Source organism: Ruegeria sp. AWH4_226 (assembly GCF_056159225.1).
In genome coordinates this window covers 2,952,945-2,978,535 of record NZ_JBSWUU010000001.1, presented here as the reverse complement: position 1 = coordinate 2,978,535, position 25,591 = coordinate 2,952,945, and the positions used below count along the sequence as shown (strand labels likewise).

Here is a 25,591-nt window from a genome sequence, read left to right as displayed (position 1 = left end):
TTGTCCTTCAGGTGTCTTGAGGTGACCCGGTGGCGGGCCTTGTGCTCGATGCCCTGACACTGGCAATCCCCCACCCAGACAAGCAATAACGGGTCCATGCTATTCGATATCAGAACCGCAAACCCCCTTAGGTTATTGAATATCGCGCCAACCCATGCGCAGGATGCGGCCTATGAAACAGATCCTCTCTTCTCTGGTCCTGCTGGCCCTGATAACGCTTGGCACCGCCGCTGCGGCGGAGGATTGCTATGCCGACTACAAGGCCAAAAAGGACAATCCGCTTCGGTTGCACTATGGCGTTATGCAGGTGTCTTCCTGCGGCAAAGGGCAGGCAAATCAAGAAGTCGCCCAGCGCCTCAAAGGGTCGGGCTGGACCCTGCTGAACGTCATATCCGTGTTCGGATCGGAAGGGTTGGATAAAAGGAAGACCAATGCCGGACAATTCTATCTCCGTTACTGATGCTCGCCGGTCCGGTGTCAAGCTGGTCGGCGCAGGCATTGCGGCAATCGTTGTGATCCTGGTGACGGCAGCCGTTTTCCTGTTCTGGACGCTGCCGGATGCCAATGCCTTCAACGCCAAGGTTGAGCGCCTGTTCGTCGAAAGCGATCTGACCTCGCAGGCCGAGATTCGTTTGCTTGAGATACTAGCTCAGTCTGGCACGGCCTTTGCCGATACGCTCTCCAGCTATCGTATGGTGATTTTTGTGCTGCTCGTTTTCGCCACCGCCATGCTGGTATCAGCACTGGTTTTTCTGGTGATGCTGGTCTTGCTGAACAGACGCATGGCGCAGATCGAACGCACTGGAATTCAGGTCACCTCACTTTTGATCAGCCGCGAGGAAAACACCGTTTACCTTAACAACATGGATTTCAAACTGACCCCCGCCGCGATGGAGACGCTGTCGGTTCTGGCTGAATCCCGTTTGGATGACGAAGTTCTGTCCGGCGCCCAGATCGAGGCGATGATTTCGGGCAGAAACGCCGCAGATTGCGACGAAGCCGCGGGTGCCACACGTATCAAGCGGCTGCGGGATGCCCTGGGAAATCAAATGGTCAGCGAGTTGCTGGTCAAGAATATCGCCAAAAAAGGCTACATGCTGTCGATCGAAAAAGACGTAATTCAGATGGTTTGAACTGGTCGCACAGGTCATGCGCGCCAAAAAGCCGGTTACACCCCTTGGAATAGACCCATGTAGGACCCATGCTATGTAAAGGTCACGTCAGGGAGTCTGATGATGAATGTGCACACCACCCCAAAGACCAAAGGTTTTGGCATCTCGGTAGAAGACCTGACCGGGCGAGTCGCGATATACCGAGACAATATCCTATTGGCTGAAAGCACGCGCGCAAAGGTGATGTACGAAACCCGCTTGCCGGCCACGATTTATATCCCGCGCGCAGATGTTTGCGTCGATTTAGGTGACGAAAGCGAGTTGCAGACTTTTTGCCCGTTCAAGGGCACGGCGACGTACCACGACGTTATTCTGGAAGATCAGCGACTGGCCAACTCGGTTTGGGCCTACGAAGACCCGCTCCCGGAAAGCCTGGCCATTCGCGGTTATGTTGGCTTTGTGTCCGACGCCTACACGCATGTCGACCTTGGTGAGAACACTCTCCGAGATGCTGAGGATGGCAATATCAGCGGCCCACTGATCGACTGGTTGATGCGCCGCGCATCCGACAGCAAGACGCCCGAGGCTTTCACCAAGGTGCTTGCCGAAAAGATGCTGGAACATGGGATAGCGATCCAGCGTCTCAGCATCCTCACGTGGTCCTTGCATCCATTGATCGCGGGTAAGCACTATATCTGGGAGAAGGGCGCGGCCCAGATTTCGACCAACGTTCCGACTTACGAAATCCATGACCATCCGGCCTATATCAACAGTCCGCTTCGCCACGTCTCGAATGGGCTGGGCGGAGTGAGACAGCGGCTGAACGACGAAAACCCGCAAAACAGCTTTCCCATAATGGAAGATCTCAGGGCTAAGGGTGCAACCGATTACGTCGCAATGCCGCTGCCGTTTTCGGACGGGCGCACAAATGTTCTGACCTTGACCTGCGATCACCCAGAGGGATTCACCACCGAGAACCTTGGGCTGGTTTTCGAATGCTCGTCAGTCATTGCCCGATTCTACGAAGTTTTCATGCAACGCGAGAATGCGCAGGTTCTGCTTGAGACCTATGTGGGCAAACGCTCGGGCGCACGGGTTTTGGGCGGTGAAATCAGGCGTGGCGACGGGGATGAAATCGACGCTGCCATCATGTTCTGCGATCTGCGCAATTCTACCAGCCTTGAGGAACAACTTGGCCGCGCGGCTTACATCAACCTGCTAAACGACTTTTTCGAAACTGTATCAGGTATCGTGCATGACAACGGTGGCGAGGTTTTAAAGTTCATCGGAGACGCTGTTCTGTCGGTCTTTCCTGAAGGTGAAGATTCAATCGTGGCGCGCGGCAACGCGCAGCGTTCAGCGATTGCGATCGTCGAAAAGCTGGGTGAATTGCGCCAATCAGGCACCGAAACCCATTGCGATTGTTCAATTGGGATTGCCTACGGTCAGGTTACTTACGGCAACGTCGGATCGCGCGAACGGTTGGATTTCACTGTGATCGGTCAAGCCGCGAATGTTGCAGCCCGGCTGGGCGAATACGGAAAATCGGCGGGGCACCGCATTGTCGTGTCTGGGGATATTCAACCGGCCTGTATCAGCGCCATACCACTTGGCGATATCAAACTACACAATGTTTCACAGCCTGTGACATCTTTCGCGCTAAGCACGTCTGCGGATGCAGTTCTGAACGCTTAGCTGCCCGGTATTGCGCCTCGGCTCAGGTAGATTACCGCATCGCATGCTTTGCTTTTTTCCTGCCTGAACACGCTGAAAATCCCAGTTTCCGCGCTATGCCCTAAGCAAGATCAGCGCCACCTGACCGGGAGATATCGTGCTTTGCAATTGTTTTATTTGGCTGCGGGCTTGATACGTGTCCGTCAACTTGGCTACGGCTGCCTCATCGGTGAACTGCGCAAGATCATCTGACCCGGTCAAGCGTGACAGCCGGTCCTTGAACACCTCAAGCTGTCTGTCGATATCAACCTGCCCGAAGCTTGAAGGCAGACCCAATGCCGTTTCCATCATGCTCCGCAGTGGCGGCTGGCCCATGAGCTCGAACCATTTGGTATCTGCGCTGTTGTCTTGCGACGCCAAGTCCGCCAGGGTGCGTTGTGCGAAAAGCGATATACGCATCGTCTCATCAGACTCGCCTACAGCAATTTCAAACTTGGACACCACATTGTCTTGGGCAACGGCCTCCATAAACGTGATCAACCCGGTTTTACGAATCTCACCTGGCCCAAGCCCGAATGCTTCGGAGAACTCCCGATATCGTTTATCGGCCAGCCGGTTTGACAACGCGTCACCGGCTGCCGTGCCATCAGACAGTACTTTTTGAATGAAAAAGCGGTTGTTGATGTCACCTTCCAATCCGAAGGCTCCCAACGCCACTTGCAGGAGGCGCCGATCCGAAACCAAATCTTCGGCCGTTTGAACTTTGCCAATGTTCTCGAGGAAGTATTTGGTCTCTCTTTCGTTAACAGAGGACGAAGAAAAGCTCTGCAATTGCGAGTCATACGTACGCTGAAGAAAGCGCCAGCCGACGATTCCGTTTGCGGGGACGACAGGCTGAAAAGTCATTGCTGGTACGCCATCAAGCGTTCTTCGCGCGGCAACAGGGCACGCAGAGACTTAAGGCACTTATAATACTGCTTGGCCAGCAATGCTTCGGTCGCCTCAGACAACACTTGACGGCTGTCCAGGTCAGTAAAGACCTGACTCAACTCTTCAACGCGTCGCAATAGCTGCTGATGCGCCTCATCAGGCTCCATGTCTCCGGACAGCACAAGCTGGGCGGCATAGCAGACCCGCCGAACCGGTGTATTCACCTCATCTGGATGGATCGCATCACGCAAACGCAGGACATTTGCGCCTGGCGTCATGATCGAGAACCTGCTGCGGCGGTCACCATTTTCAACGACCACGCCATTGATTAGCACCCTTTCTTTTGGTGCCAGTTTCAGAACCAGCCCACCCATCAGGTCATACCAATCTGCCGCAAACCACGCAGGACAGCCATGTTGATTTCAAGCAAAGGTTCTACGGTCGCATTGTTGCTCAGAACCTGGGCGCTGTGCTGTTCCGTGAACTCTGCCAAATAGAAAATCCGTGCGCGAAGATCGTCGGGAAGGGCGTTATCAGTGTCCAGAACACCAGTTGCCAAAACGGTCCACAAACGACGGTTTTCGTAAAGCGCCTGAACGAACTCGGCATAGTCGTATTTACGCCGGGCGGTCGCAGCCTTGAGCCGATGGGTAATCTTTGAGATTGCTTCGAATTCGGTATCGCGCGGGGTACGCGTTGGGGCGGCGGTCTGCGCATATGCGCGCCGGGCAAGAGTTTGCGGTGTCACTTGAATTCCTTCCAATAGGCCGTCTTTTGGCGGTCAGGGTCGGGGCGCGTGGTTGCGCCCCGACCGGGTTCCGAAGATTAACGGAACAATGACAGGATCGACTGCGGCGCCTGGTTTGCGATCGACAGCGACTGAGTTGCCAACTGCTGCTGTACCTGCAGGGCCTGCAGGCGGGCCGATGTTTCTTCCATGTCGGCATCGACCAGCGACCCGATACCGGATTTGAACGAGTCACTCAGGTTCGAGATGAACTCTTTCTGGGTTTCAATCCGGTTTTGGACCGAACCAAACGCGGCCGAGGCATCAATTGCGGTGTCAATAAGGCCCGTGATCGTGCCCAAGGCTGCATTTGCGCCAGCTTTCGTCGTCACGTCAATCGAAGTCAAAGCACCCAGACCGCCGGAACCTGCGTTGGTAAACTGTGTCGAAACGGTCAAATCCTGATCTGCAGCAGCAGGACCTGTACCAGTCTCAAATTCCAGTTCACCTGCAGTTTGGTTGATCGTAAGACCTTGGATACCCAAAGCGTCGATTTGGCTCTTCAAGCCAGCTGCAACTTTGGTATCGGTGTTCGCCGCATTGTAGGTTGCATCAATATCAGATGCCTTCACCGAATAGGATACGCTTTGGCCACCTACGGTGACTGAGATTTTGTCACCTACTGCAAAGTTGTCAGCTGGCGCAGTGTCACTTTTAATCGTAATCGTTTTTCCTGTAGCACCATCCTTATCCAGGAAGAAGCTTGCCACATCCCCGTCACCACTTGCTCCGGTAGATCCAACAAGAACGTTTTTCGCCGCGTATCCACCGGTCGACAGGTTCTGAGCATTAACGGAGATCGAAGAATCCCTCACCTCACCAGAGCTGTTGCGATCCAACGACGACAGGATCTCGGCTGACGCTGTGTCTCCGTTCACCAGATTGAGACCGTTGAACTGGGCCGCGTTTACAACCGAAACAATCTGGTCTTTCAGCGCTGTAACATCGGCATCGATCTTGTCCCGTTCGACGTTGTCTTCTTGGGCCGCGACGACTTTTTCTTGAATCTGGATCAACAGGTCGGTCACGGTTTCTGACGCGTTACGAGCCACCGCAACAGTCGACTCACCCAGTGCCAGGCTGTCTTTGATTGCGTTGAAGCTCTTGACGTCAGACTCCATAACTTTGGAGATCGCCCAAACTGCCGAATTGTCTTTGGCGGTTGCAACTTCTTTACCAGTTGCAATTGCGTTCTGGGTTTGCCCCAGATTCTTGTTGACCATTTTCAGGGTTTGCAGCGCAACCATTGCGCCGTTGTTTGTCAGAATGCTGGACATAGCTTTCTACCTTTGTGTTCGGGCACTTTGCGCCCATGCTTACCCCGCACCGTAAGCGGGCTTTAACGTCGTTCTGAGCTATGCGATCCGCCGTCGGGCTGTTCGCGCCACCTGCTGTTTCAGGTGCAGGACCACCTTTGCCCGCTACCTCCTAACGGAGTGCTAAAGCCCCTCGGTCAAGAAAATTGCATTTGATTCAAACCCCTAACTATGCCCGTTTTTCCAGCTTCGGATTGCGACGCACAGCGAACCCGTTGCGCTGCCCGTCCGCGCCATAGGTGGTGAACTCCTGCCGCACCCGACGCAGTTCCGCCATGCGGTCGGCCACGGCGCGAATCCCTTCAGCGGCGCTGTTGAGCAACAGTTGGTTTCGCTCGACTTTTTTCTGCAGCCGAATCAACTCGGCGCTTTCAAAAACCTGAAGCTCATTGATCGTACCGATCAGCTTCTCTTTTTCCGGCACGACTTGGTTCAGCATGTTCAGATCACCATCGACAAGCGCGGTGCGTTCAAGGTCCAGCACGTCTTCAAGCGAACGGATCAGGTCGGTATCAGTATCGGTCGGCATTTGTTTTCTCCATCATGGATCGGAACAGAATCTCGGACAGCCCAACACCACCAGCCTCGGCCAGTGTGCGCGCCTGATGTTGTACAAGGAACGACGAAAACTGTTCCTCGCCGGCACCGCCACCAAAGGAGTCATGTGTCTGACCCAATCCAGAGGACTTGAGCATTTCAGCCAGGAATGCGGCCTCAAGCTCAACAGCGGCGGCTTGCAGTTTTTCAGCCGTGGTTGGCGGATGGGAGCCAGGAAGGGTTCCAGAAATCTTCATTACATTCTCCGAAATTTACATCGAACTTTCTTGATCAAAGACGAAAGCGGTTAAAATAAACGTAACTTCCTGCGGGCAGGTTGCTGGTCACACAAACGGAGTCGGAGCAAAATGCCCAACCCTATTCCAGCACTGATGCCTGCGTCGGGCACCGCCACCAAACCTGCGGCTGCCGCGAAAGACGCAAGCAACACCAAGGGTGCCGAGTCATTTCAAACGATCATGAATCAAGAAGCCGACGCGCAGCCAAACGAACAAAAAACGACCGAACCTGCGATTCAGAATCCCGATTTGGCGCCGGACTCGGAAATCATCGTTGTCGATGGTGAGGTCGCGCCTTTACCAATTGAGCCGCAGGATCAGCCGCCCACCGAAATACGCCCTGCTGCGACTGAAATAGCTGAGAATCCGACCGTCAAAAGGCAGGTTGAAAAGCCAACTGTAGCGGCCCCGGCTGTCGTTGTTAAAGCTGAGGCGTCCGCTAACACGCAACCAGTAGTCGCGCAGAGTGAAACGGTGCGATCACAGCCGCGCCCAACGCAGGCCGAAGTTGCACCGACCGTTCAGGCCCTAATTTTTGCGTCGGTCCCTCCGAAAAAAACGCAACAGGTCGTCGCTAGGCCGAATGGCGTCCCCGTGGGGTTGGCGACACCAGATGCTCACCCTGATGGAACACCTGACCTTCCAACCCCTCCCCGGTCTGAAAGAGAGACACCCGCCGCCCAGACCGTGCCGCAGACAAGTCGCCCGGAGGCAGTAAAACCCGGTCGCACGCCGCCGACGCCTGTCCAGATCCAGCTTTTCGCCGCCGACACCCAAAGCGTTCAGCCCGAATCGAATCCGGTCCCTGAGGTTGATGACGTTCCGCTCAGCAGAGAAGCTGCAACGCTCTCATCCTCACGGGAGTCGACCCCGATGACGCAAACGACAACGGCAACGGCACGAGCTGAAACAGCGCGTGCAGTGGCCAATCAGATGGCAACTGTTGTTTCTGCCCGGGGGCAGCCCGGAACGATCGAAGTCGCCTTGAATCCCGAAGAGTTGGGGCGCGTTTCGATTGTCTTAAACGGCCGCGAGGATGGTCTGCACATGACAATCTCAGCCGAACGTCCAGAGACGCTTGACATGATGCGCCGCCACCTTTCGGTTCTGGAAACAGAATTCCAGAGTTTTGGGTTCGGCAACCTGACTTTTGATCTTGGGACATCTTCTGGATCGCAGCACAGTGATTCAGATGCAGACGAAGGCGCACAGTTTTCAGACACCCAGCCCGAGCAGATCGCCGAGATTAGCCCATCCAATGCCAAATTAGGTCGTGACGGCCGCATCGACATGAGACTTTGACCATGATCAACCCAACACAAGCCGCAACCCAGACCAACACGCAGGTTTCGTCCGCTTCCCAATCGCGCACCTCCTCAATCGCGTCTGATTTCGACACATTCCTGTTGTTGATGACGACACAAGCGCAGAACCAGGATCCGTTGGAACCGATTGGGTCTGCTGAATATGCTTCGCAATTGGCTCAATTCTCGATGGTGGAACAACAGGTGCAAACAAACGATCGCCTGTCCGAGCTGGCCTTGACCTTGGGCAGCGTGAAACTTGACGAGCTTGCAAGTTGGGTCGGTATGTCTGTTCAGACAACCTCTTTCCAGTTTGATGGTGATCCGGTGACCATGCACGGACAGGCCGCAGCAGAGGCAGACAGCGCCGAGATGGTGATCGTTGACAGTGAGGGAACCGAGGTTGATCGGGTATCCATTCCCGTGACCCAGTCTGAATTCACTTGGGACGGCATAGGAAGCGATGGAGAGCCTCTTCCGCCGGGCAGCTATTCCGCCACGCTGGAAAGCTACTATGAGGATGAATTGATATCGACGCTGTCACTCTCACCCTATAGCACGGTGGTCGAAGCGCAGGCGGCGGATGGGACGGTTTCGCTGACACTGGACAACGGGCAGTCCGTTCCGGTCTGGATGGTGACTTTGGTAAGTACCTGAGCTTGATCTACGGACCGGGACGGGCCACACCAGTGCGACACGCGACTCGCTTATTGTATTGGTGATCCCTCTGCCTGACCCGAACAGCCCTCCAACCGAACTTGTTGCTCACCTGCGCGACCAAGGTCTGATAGCAGCGGGTACGCGATTTCGGGCCTTGTATGGCGGACGCACCAATCAGGTCTGGAAGGTGATCGGCGAACACGGCGGTAGAGTCCTGAAACTGTATCGTACCGGCTTGCGCAACCCACTGTTTCGCAACGACGGTGAGCTGGAGGCGCAGTGCCTTACCGTCTTGGCGCAGACAGGGTTTGTGCCCCGTCTGCGCGCGACCGGCCAGCACGAAGATGACCGCTGGGTCTTTTACGACCACGCACCGGGCACCCCGTGGCGAGAGGGCGTTGCGCCAGTGGCAGAGCTGTTGGGCAAACTGCATCAGCTCCACACAAAGTTACAAACACCCAAGGGGTGTAACGGCAGCAGGGACCTGGCCCGCCATGGGCAGAGCATTCTTGATCGGTGTGGCTCTGCCATGCGGCATAATCTGGAGGCGCTGCGGCCCGACGATCACATTCCGCCGACCCACCACACCTGCCTGATACATGGCGACCCGGTTGCAGGGAACATTCTGGTGGCGCCCTCTGGTTTGACCCTTATTGATTGGCAATGCCCTGCGCAGGGTGATCCGTGTGAGGACCTCGCGCTGTTCCTATCTCCCGCTATGCAGCACCTATACCGGGGCAAGGCGTTGACCCCTGCGGAGGAAGGCCTGTTCCTCTCTGCCTATGGTAGCGCCGACACGGTTAAAAGGTACAAATCGCTCCGGCGCTGGTATGCTTGGCGGATGGCAGCCTATTGCCTTTGGCGGATTGAAAACGGTGCTTCTGACTACGCAGTAGGTTTAGAACTGGAACGCGCTGCGCTGTCATCTTCACCAATCTAAAACGGCCATCATCGCGTAAGCGGGCGGCATCAGCACGCGCCGCCGGCGACCAAGGGGAAAACGGGCTGGGATGCGCGTCATCGGGTCGGGTAGGTCATTCGCCTGCCCCAAGACAAGCCGAGCCAGCGCGCGTCCGCAATAGGTCCCCATCGCCACCCCATTCCCATGATAGGCAAAACCCGCAAACAGGCCGGGCTGACCCGGCACTTCGCCCACAAAAGGTGTCAGGCCCCGCGACAGGCAAACCATACCGGACCACATATGAGTGACCTCCACACCACCCCAGGCTGGGAACATTCGCCGGAAGTCCCGAACAGCCTTGCGCCGAATCGCTCCCTCAGCCTGCGGGGACGATCGCAAACCGCCGCGCATTCCGAACAGAAATCTCCGATCTGGCATCAGGCGAAAGTAGTGCAACAAATGCCTGGAATCGTAAGCCATCTGGTCCGTGGTCCAGCCTTGCGCGTGCATTTCAGAGTCCATCAGCGGGCGGGTCACCAAAACCGTAGACTGGGCAGGCATATAGCGGCCCGACATCCAGGGCGGCACATCCTCGCTGGAATATCCATTGGTGCAAATCAAAACACTGCGCGCCGTAACTCGGCCGTTGTTCGTGCCAAGGTCAATCCCGGATTGCGTTTTACCGAGTCTGTGAATCGCGGTGTTGCGAAACAAATCAGCCCCCAATGAACGAGCCGCCCCCGCAAGACCAAAAAGGTACTTTCTGGGGTTCAGGGCAAAGCCGACCGGGTTGGTGTATCCGCCATGAAACCCGCCCCCGAAGCCAAGCGCAGGCAGGTCACTGGCTTCGTGAAGGGTGCCTGACGCCTCGGCCTGCTTTCGCAACGAGTCCATCGCGCGGGGCGTGTGGGCCAATTGGGTTTCCCCTGCCGAATGCACATCCGCGTCAATGACGTGACCGCTCAAAAGATCCGCGACAAGGTGAACAGCGTCTTTTTCAGCCTGCGCATAGCGCTGCGCGGCACCCTCTCCGAACTGGCGAACCATTGCGGCCTCGCTGAGTTTCGAGCCTCCCAAACAACAAAACCCGCCATTTCGCCCCGATGCGCCCCAGCCCGGCGTCTCGGCCTCAAGCACTGCTACGCGTACTCCGGCCTCGGCCAGATGCAGCGCGGCAGACAGGCCGGTATAGCCGCCTCCGACAATCGCGACATCCGTGTTCAAATCACCCTGCAGGACTGGCCAGTCCGGGCTGGCAATGGTTTCATCCCACCAGCAGTTGGTCCGCGGACCGGGTCCGTAGGTGTAGGTCGGGAACAGCCGTTTCATTCCGTTTTTGCAGCGGCCAGTTCATCCTGCTTCTGCCGAACCATCGCGCGCTTGGTCACCAGCGATGCCGTGATGACACCCACCGTGACAACCGCGATCATGATCGTGGACAGCGCGTTGATTTCAGGGCTGACGCCTAATCGTACGGCAGAAAAAATCTTGATCGGCAGCGTCGTGGCTGACGGGCCCGATGTAAAGGATGCGATCACCAGATCGTCCAGCGACAAAGTAAACGCCAGCAACCATCCGGAGATCACGGCAGGTGCGATGATCGGCAGGGTCACAAGCCGGAAGGCCTGCGCCGGAGAGCACCCCAAGTCCAGCGCTGCCTCTTCCAGCGACTGATCGAAGGTCACCAAACGCGACGACACCACGACCGAGACAAAACACATCGAGAAGGTCGTATGCGCCAGAACGATGGTCAGAATACCCCGATCCAAGCCGATTCCGATGAACAGCAGCAGCAGCGACAGGCCGGTGATCACCTCTGGCATCACCAACGGTGCATAGATCATGCCCGAAAACAGGGTACGTCCAAAAAACCGCCCGCCACGCACCAGCACATAGGCCGCCGCGGTACCCAGAACCGTCGCCAGAGTTGATGAGACCACGGCAACGCGTACAGTCACCCAGGCGGCATCCAAAAACGCCTCGTTCTGGACCACCGCGCCATACCATTTGGTCGAGAACCCAGCCCAGACCGTAACCAGCTTGCTTTCGTTGAAACTGAAGATAATCAGAATGATCATCGGGATGTACAGGAACGCAAACCCCAGCGTCAGCGAGACTGTGTTAAACCAGCTTAGCCTGATCATTTTTCCGCCTCCGCCTGTTTTTGCTGGTTGCGCTGGAACAGCACGATCGGCACCACGAGGATCAGCAGCAAAACAACCGCCACGGCGCTGGCAACCGGCCAGTCGCGGTTCGAGAAAAACTCTTCCCACAGCACCTTACCGATCATCAGCGTGCCAGACCCACCCAGAAGTGAGGGGATGACAAACTCACCAATCACCGGGATCATGACAAGGAAGCACCCGGCGATAATGCCAGGGCGCGACAACGGGATCGTCACCAGCCAGAACGCCTGCAAACGCGAACAGCCCAAATCCTCGGCGGCTTCGATCAGGGATTCGTCCATTCTTTCAAGCGAGGAATAGATCGGCAGGATCATGAAGGGCAGATAGGTATAGACGATGCCGATATACACGGCCGTATTGGTGTTCAGAATGGTCAGCGGGGTCGAGATGATGCCCGTCCACAGCAGGAACTGGTTCAGGTAGCCTTCGTTCGACAGGATGCCCATCCAAGCGTAAACGCGGATCAGGAACGAGGTCCAGAACGGCAAAATCACAAGCATCATCAGCGTCGGCCGCCACTCCACAGGTGCGCGGGCCATGCCGTAGGCGATCGGATACCCCACCAGCAAGGTCAGAACGGTTGAGATAACCGCAATCTGAACACTGGAAAGATAGGCTTTCCAGTAAAGATCATCCTCGGTCAGCCAGACGAAATTCTCAAAGTCCAACTGGCTGAAGAAGTCTTTGATACCGGCCCAGCCCTGCGACAAGTCCAACGTCGGAGTGTATGGCGGGATGGCCAACTCGGTATCTGACAACGATATCTTCAGAACGATGAAGAAGGGCACCAGAAATAGCGCCAGCAACCAGACATATGGAACGGCGATCAGAAACGCGCGGCGCATCAGTCGGCCAGCAGAACCGCGGCCGTCGCTGTCCAGGACAGCCAGACCGGGTCTTCCCACGTAAAGGATCGGCGCGAGATGCGGCGGGTATTGGCCGTCTGCGCCTTGATAATCGTGCCGTTCGGCAGTGCGACATGATAGGTGGACAGGTTGCCCAGATAGGCGATGTCATGCACCTTGCCTTGCACCGCATTTATCGCGTCCACCGGGCGATCTACCGAGATCGTCACCTTTTCGGGCCGGATGGCAAGGTGACAGATCTGTCCGGTCGAAAACCCGGTGGCTGACGTCGCGGTCAGCGGTGCCTGCCCCTCGGCCCACTCGACCTGATAGGTTTCATCTCCGTTCGCCGTGGCCCGGCCTTCGATGATGTTCACATCACCGATGAAATCCGCCACGTAGACCGAGTTCGGACTTTCGTAGATCTTGTCCGGTGTCGCCACCTGCATCAGCTTGCCTTGGTCCATCACCGCAACGCGGCTGGCAACGGTCATGGCTTCTTCTTGGTCATGGGTAACGATCACGAAGGTCGTGCCGGTCTTTTCCTGAATGTCCATCAGTTCGAACTGCGTATCCTGCCGCAGTTTCTTGTCCAGCGCACCCAGCGGTTCATCCAGCAACAGCAGCTTTGGCGCCTTGGCCAAAGACCGCGCCAGCGCCACCCTTTGCCGTTGCCCGCCCGAGATTTGATGCGGTTTTCGTCGGGCAAACCGCTCTAACCGTGTCAGTCGCAACATTTCTTCGACGCGATCTTCAAGATCATGCTTGGGCATGTTGTCCCTGCGCAGGCCAAAGGCGATGTTATCCCGGACGCTGAGGTGCGGGAACAGCGCGTAGGACTGGAACATCATGTTGACCGCCCTTTTGTTCGGCGGAATCGGGTCAATGTCCTGCCCGCCCAGAATGATGCGCCCCTCGGTCGGTTTTTCGAATCCCGCCAGCATCCGCATCATGGTGGTTTTGCCGCAGCCCGAAGGCCCCAGCAGCGCAAAAAACTCACGCTCGAAAATATCCAGAGACAGGTCGTCGATGGCCGTGAAGTCGCCAAAGCGTTTGGTAACATTCCGGAACTGGATCAAAGGTTTCGCCTGCGGGTCTTCCCACGGCGCAAAGACGTCAGAGTTCACTACAGCCCCCGTTCGACAATCTGGTAAATTAACAAGGCGGCCAGGCCGCCTTGCATGAACAAATCAGATCAGGTGCCGGATTTGATCTTGGTCCAAAGACGGGTCACGACCCGCTGTGTTTTGGACGGGTAAGGCGTCGTGATATACAGGTTTTGCATGGTCGCATCGTCCGGATAGATCGCCGGATCACCGATCACATCTTCTTCAAGGAACTCTTTCGAGGCCTCGTTGCCGTTCGCGTAGTACACATAGTTCGATGCAGCCGCCATGTTGTTGGCGTCCATGATAAAGTCCAGGAACTTATGCGCGCCATCCGGATTCGGGGCATCCACCGGGATGGCCATCTGATCGAACCACATCAGCGATCCTTCGGCGAAGGGGTGGTATTCAATGTTTACGCCGTTGTCAGCCTCGGCCGCGCGATCCCGCGCCTGCAGAATATCACCCGACCAACCGACAGCGACACAGATATCGCCGTTAGCAAGGGCATTGATGTATTCCGAGCTGTGGAACTTTTGGATATGTGGGCGCACGCCCATCAGAACCTCTTCGGTTTTTGCAATGACATCCGTGTCATGGCTGTCCGGGTCTTCACCGATATATTGCAAGGCCATCGGAATGATCTCGGACGGTGCATCCAGGAAATGCACCCCGCACGAGGCCAGCTTTTCCATGTTCTCAGGCTTCAGCACCAAGTCCATGCTGTTCAGGGCAACGTCCTCGCCCAGCGCCTCTTTGACCTTGTCTACGTTCACACCAAGGCCGGTCGTCCCCCACATGTAGTTGATTGAATACGCGTTGTTGGGGTCATAGCCCGCCGTACGCTCTTGGATCACGTCCCAGAGGTTGCCGGAATTGGACAGCTTGGACTGGTCAAGCTCCTGAAACGCGCCAGCCTGAATCTGGCGCTGCAGGAATGTACCGGTCGGCACCACCACATCATAGCCTGACCCGCCGGCCAGCATCTTGGTTTCCAGAACCTCGTTGCTGTCGAACACGTCATAAATCAGCGTCAGGCCGGTTTCCTGTTCGAATTTCTCAAGAAGGTCTTCGTCGATATAGTCGGACCAGTTGTATACGCGCACCTCTTCGGCGAAGGCCGCCGACGTCCCCAGTGCGATGACCGCAGTCATGCTCAGCGTTTTGATTGACATTTCTTTCTCCCTGCAAGTGTAGGGGTATTTTCCCGTTTTTTGTGATTTGATCAAGTTTTGCGTTTTCCCCCGAACATGCGTATGGTTTCACGAGGTCAGATACCTGACAAGTCACCTTAATTGGAAACAGGGCAAACCAATTGGATTTGATCAAAAATAAGGCATCGGCCGTGTTGGAAGAGGCTGAAAAAAGGCCAGCGCATGAACAGGTCTATCAAACCCTCAAAGCGCAGATCATGTTTGGTGAGCTGGTGCCCGGACAACCTGTCACGATCCAGGGTTTGACGGAATCACTCGGGGTCGGAATGACCCCGGTGCGCGAAGCGATCCGCCGTCTGATCTCGGACGGTGCGCTGGTGTTTCAGGGCAACCGCAGGGTCAGCGTGCCGTTGTTGTCCACCTGTGACGTTGAGCAGATGATATTTGCCAGAATTTCAATAGAATCAGAGCTTTCAAGGCGCGCGGCCTCCAATGTTGACAGCTCCGATATCGACGACCTTGAGCGTATCGACCAACGTCTGGACGGCACCATTGCAGATGGGGATGTCAGCGGCTATCTGCATCTGAACCACGCGTTTCACGAGACATTGTACTCCTACGCCGATGCCCCGATTCTCAATGACTTGGCCGAGCGGCTCTGGCTCAGATTCGGACCATCTCTGCGGGTTGTTTGCGGTCGGTTCGGCACGCAAAGCCTACCGGATCGCCATAAGGATATCATCGAAGCACTGCGCGCACGAAACGCCGATAGAGTTGCCAGAGCGACCGCACAGGACATCGAACAGGGAATGGAGCTGATGGCCGAGGCGCTGGCTGATGCTCAACCCACGCGATTCGATTGACACGGAAAAATTTGATCATATTGTGAACGCCAACCGCTCTTGCAGGAGATTTCCGGATGTCCACCATCACCAACCACATGCCCACCGCCGAATTGCAGGCGTTGGATGCCGCCCATCACATGCACCCGTTTTCAGCCAACGGCGCGCTTGGTGAAGAAGGGGCACGCGTTATCACCCGCGCGAACGGCGTTTACCTGACAGACAGTAACGGTGAACAGATTCTGGACGCCATGGCCGGTCTGTGGTGCGTCAATGTCGGCTATGGCCGCGATGAACTGGCCGAGGCCGCATATCGCCAAATGCGTGAGCTGCCCTATTACAACACATTCTTCAAAACGACCCACGTGCCTGCCATCGCGCTGGCCAAAAAGCTGGCCGATCTTGCACCCGGTGATCTGAACCACGTCTTCTTTGCCGCCGGCGGGTCCGAGGCGAATGACACGAACATCCGCCTCGTGCGCACCTATTGGGCCGAGAAGGGCCAGCCCGACAAGAACATCATCATCAGCCGCCACAATGCCTATCATGGCTCATCCGTGGGTTCGGCCTCTCTGGGCGGTATGGCGGGGATGCATGCGCAGGGTGGTATCCCGATCCCGAATATCCACCATATAAACCAGCCTAACTGGTGGGCCGAAGGTGGCGACATGACGCCCGAGGACTTCGGCCTCGCCCGCGCCCGTGAACTGGAAGAAGCCATTCAGGAACTCGGCGAAGACCGAGTCGCGGCGTTTATCGCCGAACCCGTGCAGGGCGCGGGCGGCGTGATCGTAGCACCCGATACGTACTGGCCAGAAGTTCAGCGCATCTGTGACAAATACGATATCCTGCTGATCGCGGATGAGGTGATTTGCGGTTTCGGTCGCACCGGCAACTGGTTCGGTTCGCAAACCGTGGGGATCAAGCCGCATATCATGACCATCGCCAAGGGTCTCAGCTCGGGCTATGCGCCGATCGGCGGGTCCATCGTCAATGATGAGATTGCCGAGGTCATCGGTGGCACCGAATTCAACCACGGATATACCTATTCGGGCCACCCCGTTGCTGCGGCCGTTGCGCTGGAAAACCTGCGCATTCTCGAAGAAGAAAAGATCGTCGATCACGTCCGCGATGTGGCTGCGCCCTACCTCAAAGAGAAATGGGAAGCTCTGGTCGATCATCCATTGGTTGGCGAAGCCAAGATCGTCGGGATGATGGCATCCATCGCGTTGACGCCGGACAAGGCCAGCCGCGCCAAGTTTGCCTCTGCGCCCGGTACGGTTGGCTATGTTTGCCGCGACCGCTGTTTTTCTAACAATCTGATCATGCGCCATGTGGGTGACCGGATGATCATCTCGCCCCCGCTGATCCTGACCCCTTCGGATATCGATGAGATGTTTGTGCGTATTCACAAATCACTGGACGAGGCGCAGAAGGACATTATCGATCAAGGGTTGATGAAGGCGGCGTCTTAAATCGACATCCTTACTTAACAGAAAGGCGGCGTTAAAACGCCGCCTTTATTGATGCTAAACCGTGGAACATATTAGCTACGCAGGGTCACCACGGCACAGAATTTACCTACGGCTTCAGACAAGTCCCAAGGCCACAATGCCCGCAAATGCGACGACTGTTCCGATGAACACAAAAGGCGCTATCCTGTTAAAATAAGCCAAGCGGCTTTTGGGGTCTGCGGCTGACCACAGGGGCGCAAAAGCGGCCATGGCCACAATACCGTTTCGTACTCTTACCCTTTCGACTTGCTGGAATTCGCGTTTGTATCGCGCGACGGCGTCCGGCCTTTCGGTGTCGTATGTGTCTTTCATCTAAATCTCCTCATCTTTGAGAAGACAGCTAGGTGCGTTCTGAAAAAAGACAGCACCAACCAATGAACGGCGACAGTCTGGCGCACATGAGACAGGTTCTGCGACCCTCTGTGACAGCGTTTCGTAGAGCGCGTGATTGGGCAGGCAACCCCGCCACGTTCCAAAACCCGTTCGCGGGGCGCTGACTATCAGTGGCAGCACCGCACCTTAGACAAGGGTCTCGCTTGCGAGATACCTCATTCTTTAACGCAGCCGCTCCAAAAGCTTCAAACTCGCGTATCCGTCTGGCAGCAGACCTTGCGCCAGCTGATATTCCCGCACGGCGTTGATCGTGTTTGGGCCGTTGCGCCCGTCAATGCCCAGCGTATCAAATCCGGCCTGGGTCAGGCGGGTTTGCAGTTCCTTTTTTTCGGTGAAACTCAGCACCCGATCACCGCGTGGCCAATCGCCCTTAAATGGTGCGCGGCCAGCCAGACGGTCTGACAGGTGCCCAATTCCAATGACGTAAGCGTCCGCGCCATTGTATTTCTCAATGACCCCGAAATTGTCAAAGATCATCAATGCAACGCCCTGCCCGCCTGCAGGCAGCAGGATGGCGGCCCGCCCGTGGTCAGGGATCGGTTTTCCGTTGCGCCCAACCACCCCGCGCGCCGCCCAGTCTGATGGCAAAAGGGTATAGTCCCGCTTGGCCGTGGCAAAGTCGAACCCCTTGGGCAGCCGCACCTCGACCCCCCAGGGCTGACCCTTGGTCCAACCATGCCGCGCCAGATATGCAGCGGCGGAGGCCAGCGCATCCGTTGGGTCCTCGGACCAGATATCGCGCCGCCCGTCACCGTCGAAATCCACCGCATGATCCAGGTATGAGGTGGGCATGAATTGCGTGTGTCCCATCGCACCGGCCCAGCTGCCGACCATATTGCGGGGGCTGACATCGCCGGCTTGAATGATCTGTAGCGCCGCGATCAGTTGCGCTTCGAAAAACTGAGACCGCCGCGCATCAAAGGCCAGTGTCGCCAGCGACCGGATCGTGTGATCATTGCCCCGGAATGTTCCGAATGAGGTTTCAAGCCCCCAAATCGCGGTCACAACCTCTTTCTCGACGCCATAACGCGCCTCAATCTGCGTCAGTATCCTGTCATGTCGCTCCAACCCGGCGCGTCCGTTCGCTATTCGCCTATCTGAAACAGCCGTGTCCAGATATTCCCAGATGGGTTTGGAAAACTCGGCCTGGTTGCGATCCCGTTCGATGACCTTTTTGTCGTAGGTCAGGCCCGCCAGCGCCCGGTCCAGTGTCGCGTGTGAAATGCCCTGCTGACCCGCACGTTCGCGAAACGCCCCTAGCCACGCCTGGAACCGCGCGTTTCCTTCGGTCGACACCCGGTACTCCTTCGCTGATGGCCGCACGACTGATCTGATGGACACTGTCACATCTGCCGAGGCCAGTTGAATAGAGGTCAATTCACCCGGTTGATGGATGGTTTCCGCCTGCAAAATGGATGCCCATAATGCAGCGGCTATGATGCCACTTGTGCATTTACGCATTCCGAAATTCCTGATTACTGCTCAAGGTCAGGATAGCGCAAAATGCGAGATTCACAAAGCACTGAGGTTGAAACTTCTGACGCGTCTGGCAATACGGGCTAAGCTGCTGTCATGACACCGTTTGACGATCCCAAAGTCGCAGCAGCTTACGAAGCCCTGCCAAACGACGCCCGCGCTGGCGCGATGATCTTGCGTGAGTTGATATTTGACACTGCAGCGTCCCTGCCTCAAGCCCACCCTTTGCAAGAGGCATTGCGCTGAGGCCAACCGGCCTATCTGGCCCCCAAGGGATCGACGATCCGGATCAGCACGCATAAATCCGCGTGTTTTGCATTACTCGTGCATTGCCAAAGTCGGTTGATTGGTGAATTCACATCGGCCTTTCCGGGCGAGGACCGAATAGACGGCAATCGGGCTGTTTTGTTTGACGACCCCGCCCAAATCGACCCAACGCGCCACGGCTGGCTGATTGCGCGTGCGCTAACCTATCACCTCTGACGGCGTTTGCGCTCGACCTTGCGCTTAATCTTGTCCTTCTTGCGCTTGGTGCTGACTGCCTTGCGCCGCGTTGGCCGCCCCTTTGGTCCGCGTCCACGTGGTAAGGCTTGGTCGTCAATCGAGAGCAGTTCAAGTTCCAGCCCACCAGTGACAGGCGTCGCCTCGGTCAGACGGACGGTAACACGCTGGCCAATGGCGATGATCAGCCCGGTGTCCGACCCCATAAGCGTTCCGGCTTCGCGATCGAAATGGAAATACTCACGCCCCAAAGACCGCACGGGAACCAACCCATCCGCACCGGTCTCATCCATCTTCACAAATGCGCCAAAGCGGGCTATGCCGCTGATCCTGCCTGTAAATTCATTGCCCACCCGTTCGCTGAGATAGGCCGCCAGATAACGGTCGGTCGTATCACGTTCCGCCATCATTGAGCGACGTTCCGTATCCGAGATATGGGTGGCCGTCTCTTCCAGCCTGGCGATTTCATCTTCTGTCAACCCGTCCTTGCCCCAGCCATGAGCGGAGATCAGCGCCCGGTGCACGACAAGGTCGGCATAGCGGCGAATGGGCGAGGTAAAGTGCGCATAGCTTCGCAGCGCCAGCCCGAAATGGCCGAAATTCTCAGGGTTATAATAAGCCTGCGCCATTGATCGAAGGGTGGTTAGGTTGATCAGTTCGGCATCTTCGGTCCCCGCCGCGGCATTCAAAAGCGCGTTCAGGTGACGGGTTTGCAATACCTGCCCCTTGGCCAGATTTAGCCCCGCCGCCTGGGCGGTTTCCCGCAGGCTTTCCAGTTTCTCGGGCGCGGGCTCTTCATGCACGCGGAACAGCAGCGGGCGACGCTGGGCGATCAGGGTCTCGGCAGCAGCAACATTGGCGAGGATCATGAATTCCTCGATCAGTTTATGCGCATCAAGACGTTCGCGGAAAGCCACGCTTGTCACCTTGCCCGTTTCACTGAGAACAATCTTGCGTTCCGGCAAGTCAAGGTCCAGCGGTTGACGAACCGCGCGCGCCTTTTTCAGTGCGGCATAGGCGGCATAGAGCGGTTTAAGAACAGGCTCTAACAACGGTCCGGTACGGTCGTTAGGGGTGCCGTCGATGGCCTCTTGCACCTCGGCATAGTTCAGCGACGCGGCAGAGCGCATAAGGCCGCGCACAAAGCGGTGGCCGATCTTGTTGCCCTCGGCGTCGATCTGGATCCGAACAGCGATACAGGCGCGTGGAACTCCTTCGTGCAGTGAGCATAGATCGCCCGAAAGACGATCGGGCAGCATAGGCACTACACGGTCAGGAAAATAGCTGGAGTTGCCGCGTTTACGCGCCTCGCGGTCCAGCGCGCTGCCGGGCAATACATAGGCGGCAACATCGGCAATGGCGACCCAGATCACATGGCCGCCTGGATTTTTCGGATCATCATCCGCATGGGCATAACACGCGTCGTCATGATCCCGCGCGTCCGACGGGTCTATGGTCAGCAGCGGCATGTCCCGCAAGTCTTCGCGCCCTTTCAGGCCAACAGGTTTGGCCTTATCGGCCTCGGCAATAACTGTGTCGGGGAAGTCGTCGGGGATACCGTGTTGATGGATCGCGATCAGCGATACAGCCTTGGGGGCCGTGGGATCACCCAGCCGTTCGACGATACGCGCGCGCGGCAGGCCCATGCGGTTCTTGGGTCCGGCCTGTTCGGCCTCGACCAATTCACCATCCTTGGCCCCAAGTACTGCGCCATCCTGCACGAGCCATTCGGTCGAACCCGCCTTATCGATAGGCACAATCCGGCCGCCCTCGGCCCCTTTGCGAAAGATGCCGACGATCTTTCGAGGATTGGTCCCGATACGGCGGATCAGGCGGGCCTCGTAATTGTGGTCGGCTTCGTGCACCACTGTCAGGCGCGCCAGAATGCGGTCGCCTTCGCCCAACGCCGGGTCACTGGCGCGCGCGACAATCAGAACAATCGGCTCGACCCCTTCGCCATGCCATTCCAGCGGGCGCGCGAACAGGTCGCCATCCTCATTCGGAGCCTTGACCTGCAATACGCTAACCGGTGGCAGGCGGTCCGGGTCACGGTAGCTGCGCTTGCGCTTTTCCAGATGCCCTTCGGCCTCAAGCTCTTTGAGCACACGCTTCAGATCAATCCGATCCGCGCCCTTGATGCCGAAGGCCTTGGCGATATCGCGTTTCGAGGTCAGGGTGGGGTTCGCCGAGATCCAATCAAGGACCTCCTGCTTGGTGGGGATGCGTGTCATGGAATTGGCCTAGCACGGGGACGCGACCGCGTCATGACCAAAAAGGATCAGTGCTTAAGATCGGCAACCGTGTCGACATCGCGCAACTGATCCAGCAAGGCTACGCGCGTACCCGGAACCGAAGCGAGCGTATCGCCAAGTGCATATTCGGTCGACCAGCGGACCTTGTTGAACAAGCTTGAAGGCAACGCACCGTATCGCTGTGCACCAACCAGCCAGTATCCCCCGTCCGGTGCGGGGCCAAACACCATCTGTTCCCTGCCCAAAGCCTTGAACGCCCGGGCGATATGTCCGCGCGTTATGCCAGGTATGTCCGCTCCGATCAGGCAGACAGGTCCTTTTGGCATGCCCCGCAACATCCGCCGCATACGATCACCCAGATCGCCGCTCCCCTGCGCCGCGCGCGGTAGGTCGGCGGGCCAGATACGGCTGGTCATCCCCTCGCGATCCGGCGACACCGCCAACACGATTTGCCAGCGCGGGTCCCGCAGCCGCCGGATCAGGGCGCGTGTTTGGTGGCGGAACCACCACGCTGCACCGACCATTCCGATATCGCGGCCCAAGCGCGTTTTGACACGGCCCGGACGCGGCTCTTTCACCATGATGACCAGTGTGCGCTGCATGATTCAGGTGAAATAGTCCCGCAGAATACGCGTGTAGATCGCCTTGAGCTGCTCGATCTGGGCCACTTCAACGCATTCATCCACCTGATGCATTGTCTTGCCAACCAATCCGAACTCGACCACCGGACAGTGATTTTTCACAAAGCGCGCATCCGAGGTGCCGCCGGTGGTGGAGAGTTCGGGCCGGATACCGGTTTCCGCCTCAACCGCCTGCGCCACAAGATCGGACAGGGGTCCGGGTGGGGTCAGAAAGCTTTCGCCCGAGATTTTTATCTTTACGTCAATCTCAACGTCATGAGCCTTGGCGACAGCGGCAGCCTCGGCCTGCAGCCACTCACTCAGGCTTGCTCCGGAATGCAGATCGTTGAAACGGATATTCACCGTCCCACGACATTGCGCTGGGATCACGTTGGTTGCCGTGTTTCCGGTGTCGACCGTCACAACCGCCAATGTCGAAGCATCGAAATGATCCGAGCCCTGATCCAACCTGTGACTTGCCAGCTGGTGCATCAACTGCGCCATGGCGGGCAGGGGGTTCTTGGCCCTATGCGGATAGGCAGAATGACCTTGTACGCCCGTTACCGTGAACCACGCGGTCATTGAACCGCGCCGCCCGATCTTCATCATCTCACCCATCGTATCTGGGCAAGTCGGCTCACCAACAAGGCAGACCGACATGCGCTCATTCGTACTGTCCATGTAGTCCAGCAATGCAGTTGTGCCGTCAATGGCATCACCTTCCTCATCGCCGGTGATCGCCAGAATGACCGCGCCATCCGGCGGTGTATCGCGGACGAAATCGACAGCCGCGGCAACAAAAGCCGCCACGCCGGATTTCATATCGGTGGTCCCGCGCCCAAACATCACACCATCGCGAATTTCCGCCCCGAAAGGTGGCATGGTCCAGGCGGCGTCATCCCCAACCGGCACAACATCGGTGTGGCCGTTGAACCCAAAACTGCGCGCATGGCCTTTTTCACCCCAGCGCGCAAACAGGTTGCTGATGCCGCCACGGTCAACGCGGGTACACTCAAACCCGGCCGCACCCAGAATATTTCCCAGCAAAACCAAAGCGCCGCCTTCCTCGGGTGTGACCGATGGGCAACGGATCAGGTCCGCAGTCAGTTGAACGGGATCGGTCATGGTCGCGCCTCTTTGTTTCGTTTGCACGCTGGTTCGCGCACAGATTCAACGAATTGGCCCGATTGCCAACCCCTGCACCCTCAAATCCAAAGGCTTTTTTCCCCTTATTTCAATTTGACACACCAATAAAACACGAGCCTTTACCCCGCGACCACCTTGCCGCAACGTTCACATTTGCGTTAGAGCCGCGCGAAACAGGTAACTGACTATGAAACGCGCCCTTTTTGCCCTTATCTGCCTAGCTTGCACTGTTATTGCACTGCAAGGTCAGGCGCAGACACTGAATGTCGCTACGGTGACCCGCACTCCGTTCTCTTATGTCGAAGACGGGGCTCAGACCGGGTTTTCCATAGACTTGCTCACGGTGCTGGCACAGGCACTGGACTGGGACTTTGCAGTGAACAGGGTCGAAGGGTTCGGTGACATGCTGGACGCAGTGCGGCAGGGGTCCGCTGATCTTGCCATCGCCAATATTTCGATTACCGCCGCGCGTGAGACGCAGATGGACTTCAGCCAACCGATCTTTGAGGCCGGTTTGCAGATCATGGTCCCGTCCGACGCCGCACGGCGGCCTTCCCTGCTGCAGGCGCTGTTGTCACGCGAATTGTTCATCGCCATCGGCCTGGCGTTTGCCATCCTGCTGGGCGGCGGCATGTTGATGTGGATGTTCGAACGCAGGGCACAGCCTTACTTTGACCGAAAGCTGGATGAGGCGTGGTTCCCCTCGTTCTGGTGGGCTTTGAACCTTGTGGTGAACGGCGGGTTCGAGGAGCGCATGCCGCGCACCCCCTTTGGTCGCCTGCTGGGTGTTATCCTTGTGGTGTCATCGTTGTTTATCGTGTCGGTTTTCACCGCGCGGATCACCTCGGTCATGACGGTGGACGCGATCAGCGGCAGTGTGAATTCTGTGAACGACCTGTACGGCAAACAGGTCGGTACGATCTCGGACTCAACTGCGGCAAACTTCCTGAACCGGCGCGAGATCGAGTTCACCGGATATCCCGGCCTCGAAGAATTGCTGACCGCTTTCGAGGACAAAGATCTGGACGCCGTGGTCTTCGACGCGCCGATTCTGTCCTATTACGCCGCGCACGAGGGGCGCCGGATCGCCACGATGACCGGTGGCGTCTTTCTGCGCGAAAGCTATGGGATCGCCTTCCCAACCGGATCGCCCCTGGTCGAGGACGTCAATCAGGCGTTGCTGTCGCTGCGTGAAGACGGAACCTATGAAGAGATTTACCGCAAATGGTTCGGGGCGCGGAACTAGGCCTGTGCCTCATCCCCGTAAAACGGCGTCATCTGCGCAACGATAACCGCGTTCTCGTCCAACGCCCGTTGCATCAGTGCCCGCTCATCAGGGTCGATGTCATGCCCCTGCGCTTCACGTTCAGCCAGGGTGCCATACCCTGTCACATCCAGCGGCGCAGTGTCGGCTTGCTTGAGGATCGCCACCGTTTCGCGCACGGCCTCGGCCTCATCGACGCCGCTGGCGAAACACATCAACGCCGCCCCGGTCGCGCCTTCGGGCAGGCCATCGCCCTCTTTCCGACCGATCTGTACCAGCAGGGTATAGACTTGTTGACGGGAAGGTTTCTTTTGCTTTTCCATGCACGGGGCCATATCCGCGCGTCCGCCCCCGGTCAAGCAGTCGGGAATTGCGGGGCCGCAGCTTCGACGCCATAGTGCCAGCAAAGCAACCTCGAACCACACAGGACGTTTCCATGCCCTTTCCGGATTTCATCACCCAGTTTCCCAGCCTCGACGTGCCTTTCCCCGAGGATACGGTGCAAACTGCGGTGATCCGGTCGGATGCCGGTCTGGTCGCATTCTTCACCTTCCTGAAGGACTTCGAACTGCCCGCGCATGCGCATAAGGCGCAATGGGGCACCGTGATCGAAGGGGAGGTTGAGTTGACCATCGGCGGCGTGACCAAAACCTATCGACCGGGCGACAGCTATTCGATTCCGTCCGGCGTTGAACATGGCGGACGGATCAAGGCCGGCACGCGGGTCATTGATGCGTTTGAAGAGGCTGACCGCTATCCGATAAAAGGATAG

At 57.2% G+C, this 25,591-nt stretch carries 28 protein-coding genes; 11 read left to right on the top strand and 17 right to left on the bottom strand.

Features of this window, described 5'->3' with window-relative positions:
• The first annotated feature begins 172 nt into the window (after positions 1 to 172).
• From ACXAET_RS14750 to ACXAET_RS14740, 3 genes are all read left to right on the top strand, one after another.
• Entirely contained in the window at positions 173 to 460 is a 288-nt protein-coding gene (locus ACXAET_RS14750) for a hypothetical protein (protein ID WP_475186625.1), read from the top strand.
• Entirely contained in the window at positions 432 to 1,133 is a 702-nt protein-coding gene (locus ACXAET_RS14745) for a winged helix-turn-helix domain-containing protein (RefSeq protein ID WP_475186623.1), read from the top strand. The genes ACXAET_RS14750 and ACXAET_RS14745 overlap by 29 nt, the downstream gene beginning before the upstream one ends.
• Before the next feature lie 102 nt (positions 1,134 to 1,235).
• Positions 1,236 to 2,807 carry a DUF427 domain-containing protein gene (locus tag ACXAET_RS14740; RefSeq protein WP_475186620.1) on the top strand — a complete coding sequence of 524 codons (1,572 nt, stop codon included), beginning with the start codon at positions 1,236 to 1,238 and terminating at the stop codon, positions 2,805 to 2,807.
• 93 nt (positions 2,808 to 2,900) lie between these two features.
• On the opposite strand, the gene ACXAET_RS14735 is transcribed toward ACXAET_RS14740, so the two are convergent.
• The 6 genes from ACXAET_RS14735 to ACXAET_RS14710 all read right to left on the bottom strand — a co-directional run bounded on the left by ACXAET_RS14735 (position 2,901) and on the right by ACXAET_RS14710 (position 6,613).
• Positions 2,901 to 3,692 (bottom strand): DUF1217 domain-containing protein, encoded by a 792-nt coding sequence (locus tag ACXAET_RS14735; protein ID WP_475186616.1) that lies wholly within the window; start codon positions 3,690 to 3,692, stop codon positions 2,901 to 2,903.
• A complete protein-coding gene (gene flbT, locus ACXAET_RS14730; protein ID WP_475186613.1) occupies positions 3,689 to 4,090 on the bottom strand; it encodes a flagellar biosynthesis repressor FlbT in 402 nt (133 codons plus the stop codon). Before flbT ends, ACXAET_RS14735 begins: the two co-directional genes overlap by 4 nt.
• A complete protein-coding gene (flaF, locus tag ACXAET_RS14725; protein WP_475186609.1) occupies positions 4,090 to 4,464 on the bottom strand; it encodes a flagellar biosynthesis regulator FlaF in 375 nt (124 codons plus the stop codon). Before flaF ends, flbT begins: the two co-directional genes overlap by 1 nt.
• 77 nt (positions 4,465 to 4,541) lie before the next feature.
• Positions 4,542 to 5,780 carry a flagellin N-terminal helical domain-containing protein gene (locus ACXAET_RS14720; protein WP_475186605.1) on the bottom strand — a complete coding sequence of 413 codons (1,239 nt, stop codon included), beginning with the start codon at positions 5,778 to 5,780 and terminating at the stop codon, positions 4,542 to 4,544.
• Between the two features lie 208 nt (positions 5,781 to 5,988).
• Positions 5,989 to 6,348, bottom strand: a complete 360-nt coding sequence (locus ACXAET_RS14715; RefSeq protein ID WP_475186603.1) for a flagellar biosynthesis protein FlgN — start codon at positions 6,346 to 6,348, stop codon at positions 5,989 to 5,991.
• On the bottom strand, positions 6,332 to 6,613 hold the full coding sequence (locus tag ACXAET_RS14710; protein ID WP_475186594.1) for a rod-binding protein: 282 nt from the start codon (positions 6,611 to 6,613) through the stop codon (positions 6,332 to 6,334). Before ACXAET_RS14710 ends, ACXAET_RS14715 begins: the two co-directional genes overlap by 17 nt.
• Before the next feature lie 111 nt (positions 6,614 to 6,724).
• On the opposite strand from ACXAET_RS14710, the gene ACXAET_RS14705 reads away from it, so the two are divergent.
• The 3 genes from ACXAET_RS14705 (at position 6,725) to ACXAET_RS14695 (ending at position 9,559) form a co-directional block, all read left to right on the top strand.
• Positions 6,725 to 7,957 carry a flagellar hook-length control protein FliK gene (locus tag ACXAET_RS14705; RefSeq protein WP_475186591.1) on the top strand — a complete coding sequence of 411 codons (1,233 nt, stop codon included), beginning with the start codon at positions 6,725 to 6,727 and terminating at the stop codon, positions 7,955 to 7,957.
• 2 nt (positions 7,958 to 7,959) lie between these two features.
• Positions 7,960 to 8,616 carry a flagellar hook capping FlgD N-terminal domain-containing protein gene (locus ACXAET_RS14700; protein WP_475186588.1) on the top strand — a complete coding sequence of 219 codons (657 nt, stop codon included), beginning with the start codon at positions 7,960 to 7,962 and terminating at the stop codon, positions 8,614 to 8,616.
• Positions 8,617 to 8,677: 61 nt separating this feature from the next.
• Positions 8,678 to 9,559 carry a phosphotransferase family protein gene (locus tag ACXAET_RS14695; protein WP_475186585.1) on the top strand — a complete coding sequence of 294 codons (882 nt, stop codon included), beginning with the start codon at positions 8,678 to 8,680 and terminating at the stop codon, positions 9,557 to 9,559.
• On the opposite strand, the gene ACXAET_RS14690 is transcribed toward ACXAET_RS14695, so the two are convergent.
• The 5 genes from ACXAET_RS14690 to ACXAET_RS14670 form a co-directional block, all read right to left on the bottom strand.
• The gene (locus ACXAET_RS14690; protein ID WP_475186581.1) at positions 9,548 to 10,849 is read right to left on the bottom strand and encodes an NAD(P)/FAD-dependent oxidoreductase; all 1,302 of its coding nucleotides are present in this window, start codon (positions 10,847 to 10,849) and stop codon (positions 9,548 to 9,550) included. The genes ACXAET_RS14695 and ACXAET_RS14690 overlap by 12 nt on opposite strands.
• A complete protein-coding gene (locus ACXAET_RS14685; protein ID WP_475186579.1) occupies positions 10,846 to 11,664 on the bottom strand; it encodes an ABC transporter permease in 819 nt (272 codons plus the stop codon). The genes ACXAET_RS14690 and ACXAET_RS14685 overlap by 4 nt, the downstream gene beginning before the upstream one ends.
• Positions 11,661 to 12,551 (bottom strand): ABC transporter permease subunit, encoded by an 891-nt coding sequence (locus tag ACXAET_RS14680; protein WP_068336956.1) that lies wholly within the window; start codon positions 12,549 to 12,551, stop codon positions 11,661 to 11,663. The genes ACXAET_RS14685 and ACXAET_RS14680 overlap by 4 nt, the downstream gene beginning before the upstream one ends.
• The gene (locus ACXAET_RS14675; RefSeq protein ID WP_475186577.1) at positions 12,551 to 13,678 is read right to left on the bottom strand and encodes an ABC transporter ATP-binding protein; all 1,128 of its coding nucleotides are present in this window, start codon (positions 13,676 to 13,678) and stop codon (positions 12,551 to 12,553) included. Before ACXAET_RS14675 ends, ACXAET_RS14680 begins: the two co-directional genes overlap by 1 nt.
• 68 nt (positions 13,679 to 13,746) lie before the next feature.
• Positions 13,747 to 14,832 (bottom strand): polyamine ABC transporter substrate-binding protein, encoded by a 1,086-nt coding sequence (locus tag ACXAET_RS14670; RefSeq protein ID WP_475186576.1) that lies wholly within the window; start codon positions 14,830 to 14,832, stop codon positions 13,747 to 13,749.
• Positions 14,833 to 14,972: 140 nt separating this feature from the next.
• On the opposite strand from ACXAET_RS14670, the gene ACXAET_RS14665 reads away from it, so the two are divergent.
• Complete coding sequence (locus tag ACXAET_RS14665) at positions 14,973 to 15,674, top strand: GntR family transcriptional regulator (protein ID WP_475186573.1); 702 nt, start codon at positions 14,973 to 14,975, stop codon at positions 15,672 to 15,674.
• A gap of 56 nt (positions 15,675 to 15,730) precedes the next feature.
• Positions 15,731 to 17,128, top strand: coding sequence for an aspartate aminotransferase family protein (locus ACXAET_RS14660; protein ID WP_475186572.1), 1,398 nt, complete (start codon positions 15,731 to 15,733; stop codon positions 17,126 to 17,128).
• A 114-nt stretch (positions 17,129 to 17,242) separates the two neighbouring features.
• On the opposite strand, the gene ACXAET_RS14655 is transcribed toward ACXAET_RS14660, so the two are convergent.
• On the bottom strand, positions 17,243 to 17,479 hold the full coding sequence (locus ACXAET_RS14655) for a hypothetical protein (protein WP_475186570.1): 237 nt from the start codon (positions 17,477 to 17,479) through the stop codon (positions 17,243 to 17,245).
• 243 nt (positions 17,480 to 17,722) lie between these two features.
• A complete protein-coding gene (locus tag ACXAET_RS14650; protein WP_475186567.1) occupies positions 17,723 to 19,021 on the bottom strand; it encodes a lytic murein transglycosylase in 1,299 nt (432 codons plus the stop codon).
• Positions 19,022 to 19,132: 111 nt separating this feature from the next.
• On the opposite strand from ACXAET_RS14650, the gene ACXAET_RS14645 reads away from it, so the two are divergent.
• Positions 19,133 to 19,282 carry a hypothetical protein gene (locus ACXAET_RS14645; RefSeq protein ID WP_475186564.1) on the top strand — a complete coding sequence of 50 codons (150 nt, stop codon included), beginning with the start codon at positions 19,133 to 19,135 and terminating at the stop codon, positions 19,280 to 19,282.
• Between the two features lie 227 nt (positions 19,283 to 19,509).
• On the opposite strand, the gene rnr is transcribed toward ACXAET_RS14645, so the two are convergent.
• Genes rnr through dapE form a run of 3 tightly spaced genes read right to left on the bottom strand, consistent with a single transcriptional unit; the run spans position 19,510 to position 23,534 of the window.
• Entirely contained in the window at positions 19,510 to 21,768 is a 2,259-nt protein-coding gene (gene rnr, locus ACXAET_RS14640; RefSeq protein ID WP_475186561.1) for a ribonuclease R, read from the bottom strand.
• Between the two features lie 47 nt (positions 21,769 to 21,815).
• Positions 21,816 to 22,391: a TIGR04282 family arsenosugar biosynthesis glycosyltransferase gene (locus ACXAET_RS14635; RefSeq protein ID WP_475186559.1), complete on the bottom strand. Its 576-nt coding sequence runs from the start codon at positions 22,389 to 22,391 to the stop codon at positions 21,816 to 21,818.
• 3 nt (positions 22,392 to 22,394) lie between these two features.
• Positions 22,395 to 23,534, bottom strand: a complete 1,140-nt coding sequence (gene dapE, locus ACXAET_RS14630; RefSeq protein ID WP_475186557.1) for a succinyl-diaminopimelate desuccinylase — start codon at positions 23,532 to 23,534, stop codon at positions 22,395 to 22,397.
• 208 nt (positions 23,535 to 23,742) lie between these two features.
• Between dapE and ACXAET_RS14625 the strand changes: the two genes are divergently transcribed.
• Positions 23,743 to 24,801 carry a transporter substrate-binding domain-containing protein gene (locus ACXAET_RS14625; protein ID WP_475186554.1) on the top strand — a complete coding sequence of 353 codons (1,059 nt, stop codon included), beginning with the start codon at positions 23,743 to 23,745 and terminating at the stop codon, positions 24,799 to 24,801.
• Here the strand turns inward: ACXAET_RS14625 and ACXAET_RS14620 are convergent.
• Positions 24,798 to 25,142, bottom strand: a complete 345-nt coding sequence (locus tag ACXAET_RS14620) for a hypothetical protein (RefSeq protein ID WP_082677473.1) — start codon at positions 25,140 to 25,142, stop codon at positions 24,798 to 24,800. The two genes, ACXAET_RS14625 and ACXAET_RS14620, sit on opposite strands and share 4 nt — an antisense overlap.
• A gap of 113 nt (positions 25,143 to 25,255) precedes the next feature.
• On the opposite strand from ACXAET_RS14620, the gene ACXAET_RS14615 reads away from it, so the two are divergent.
• Positions 25,256 to 25,591, top strand: a complete 336-nt coding sequence (locus tag ACXAET_RS14615; protein ID WP_224891027.1) for a cupin domain-containing protein — start codon at positions 25,256 to 25,258, stop codon at positions 25,589 to 25,591.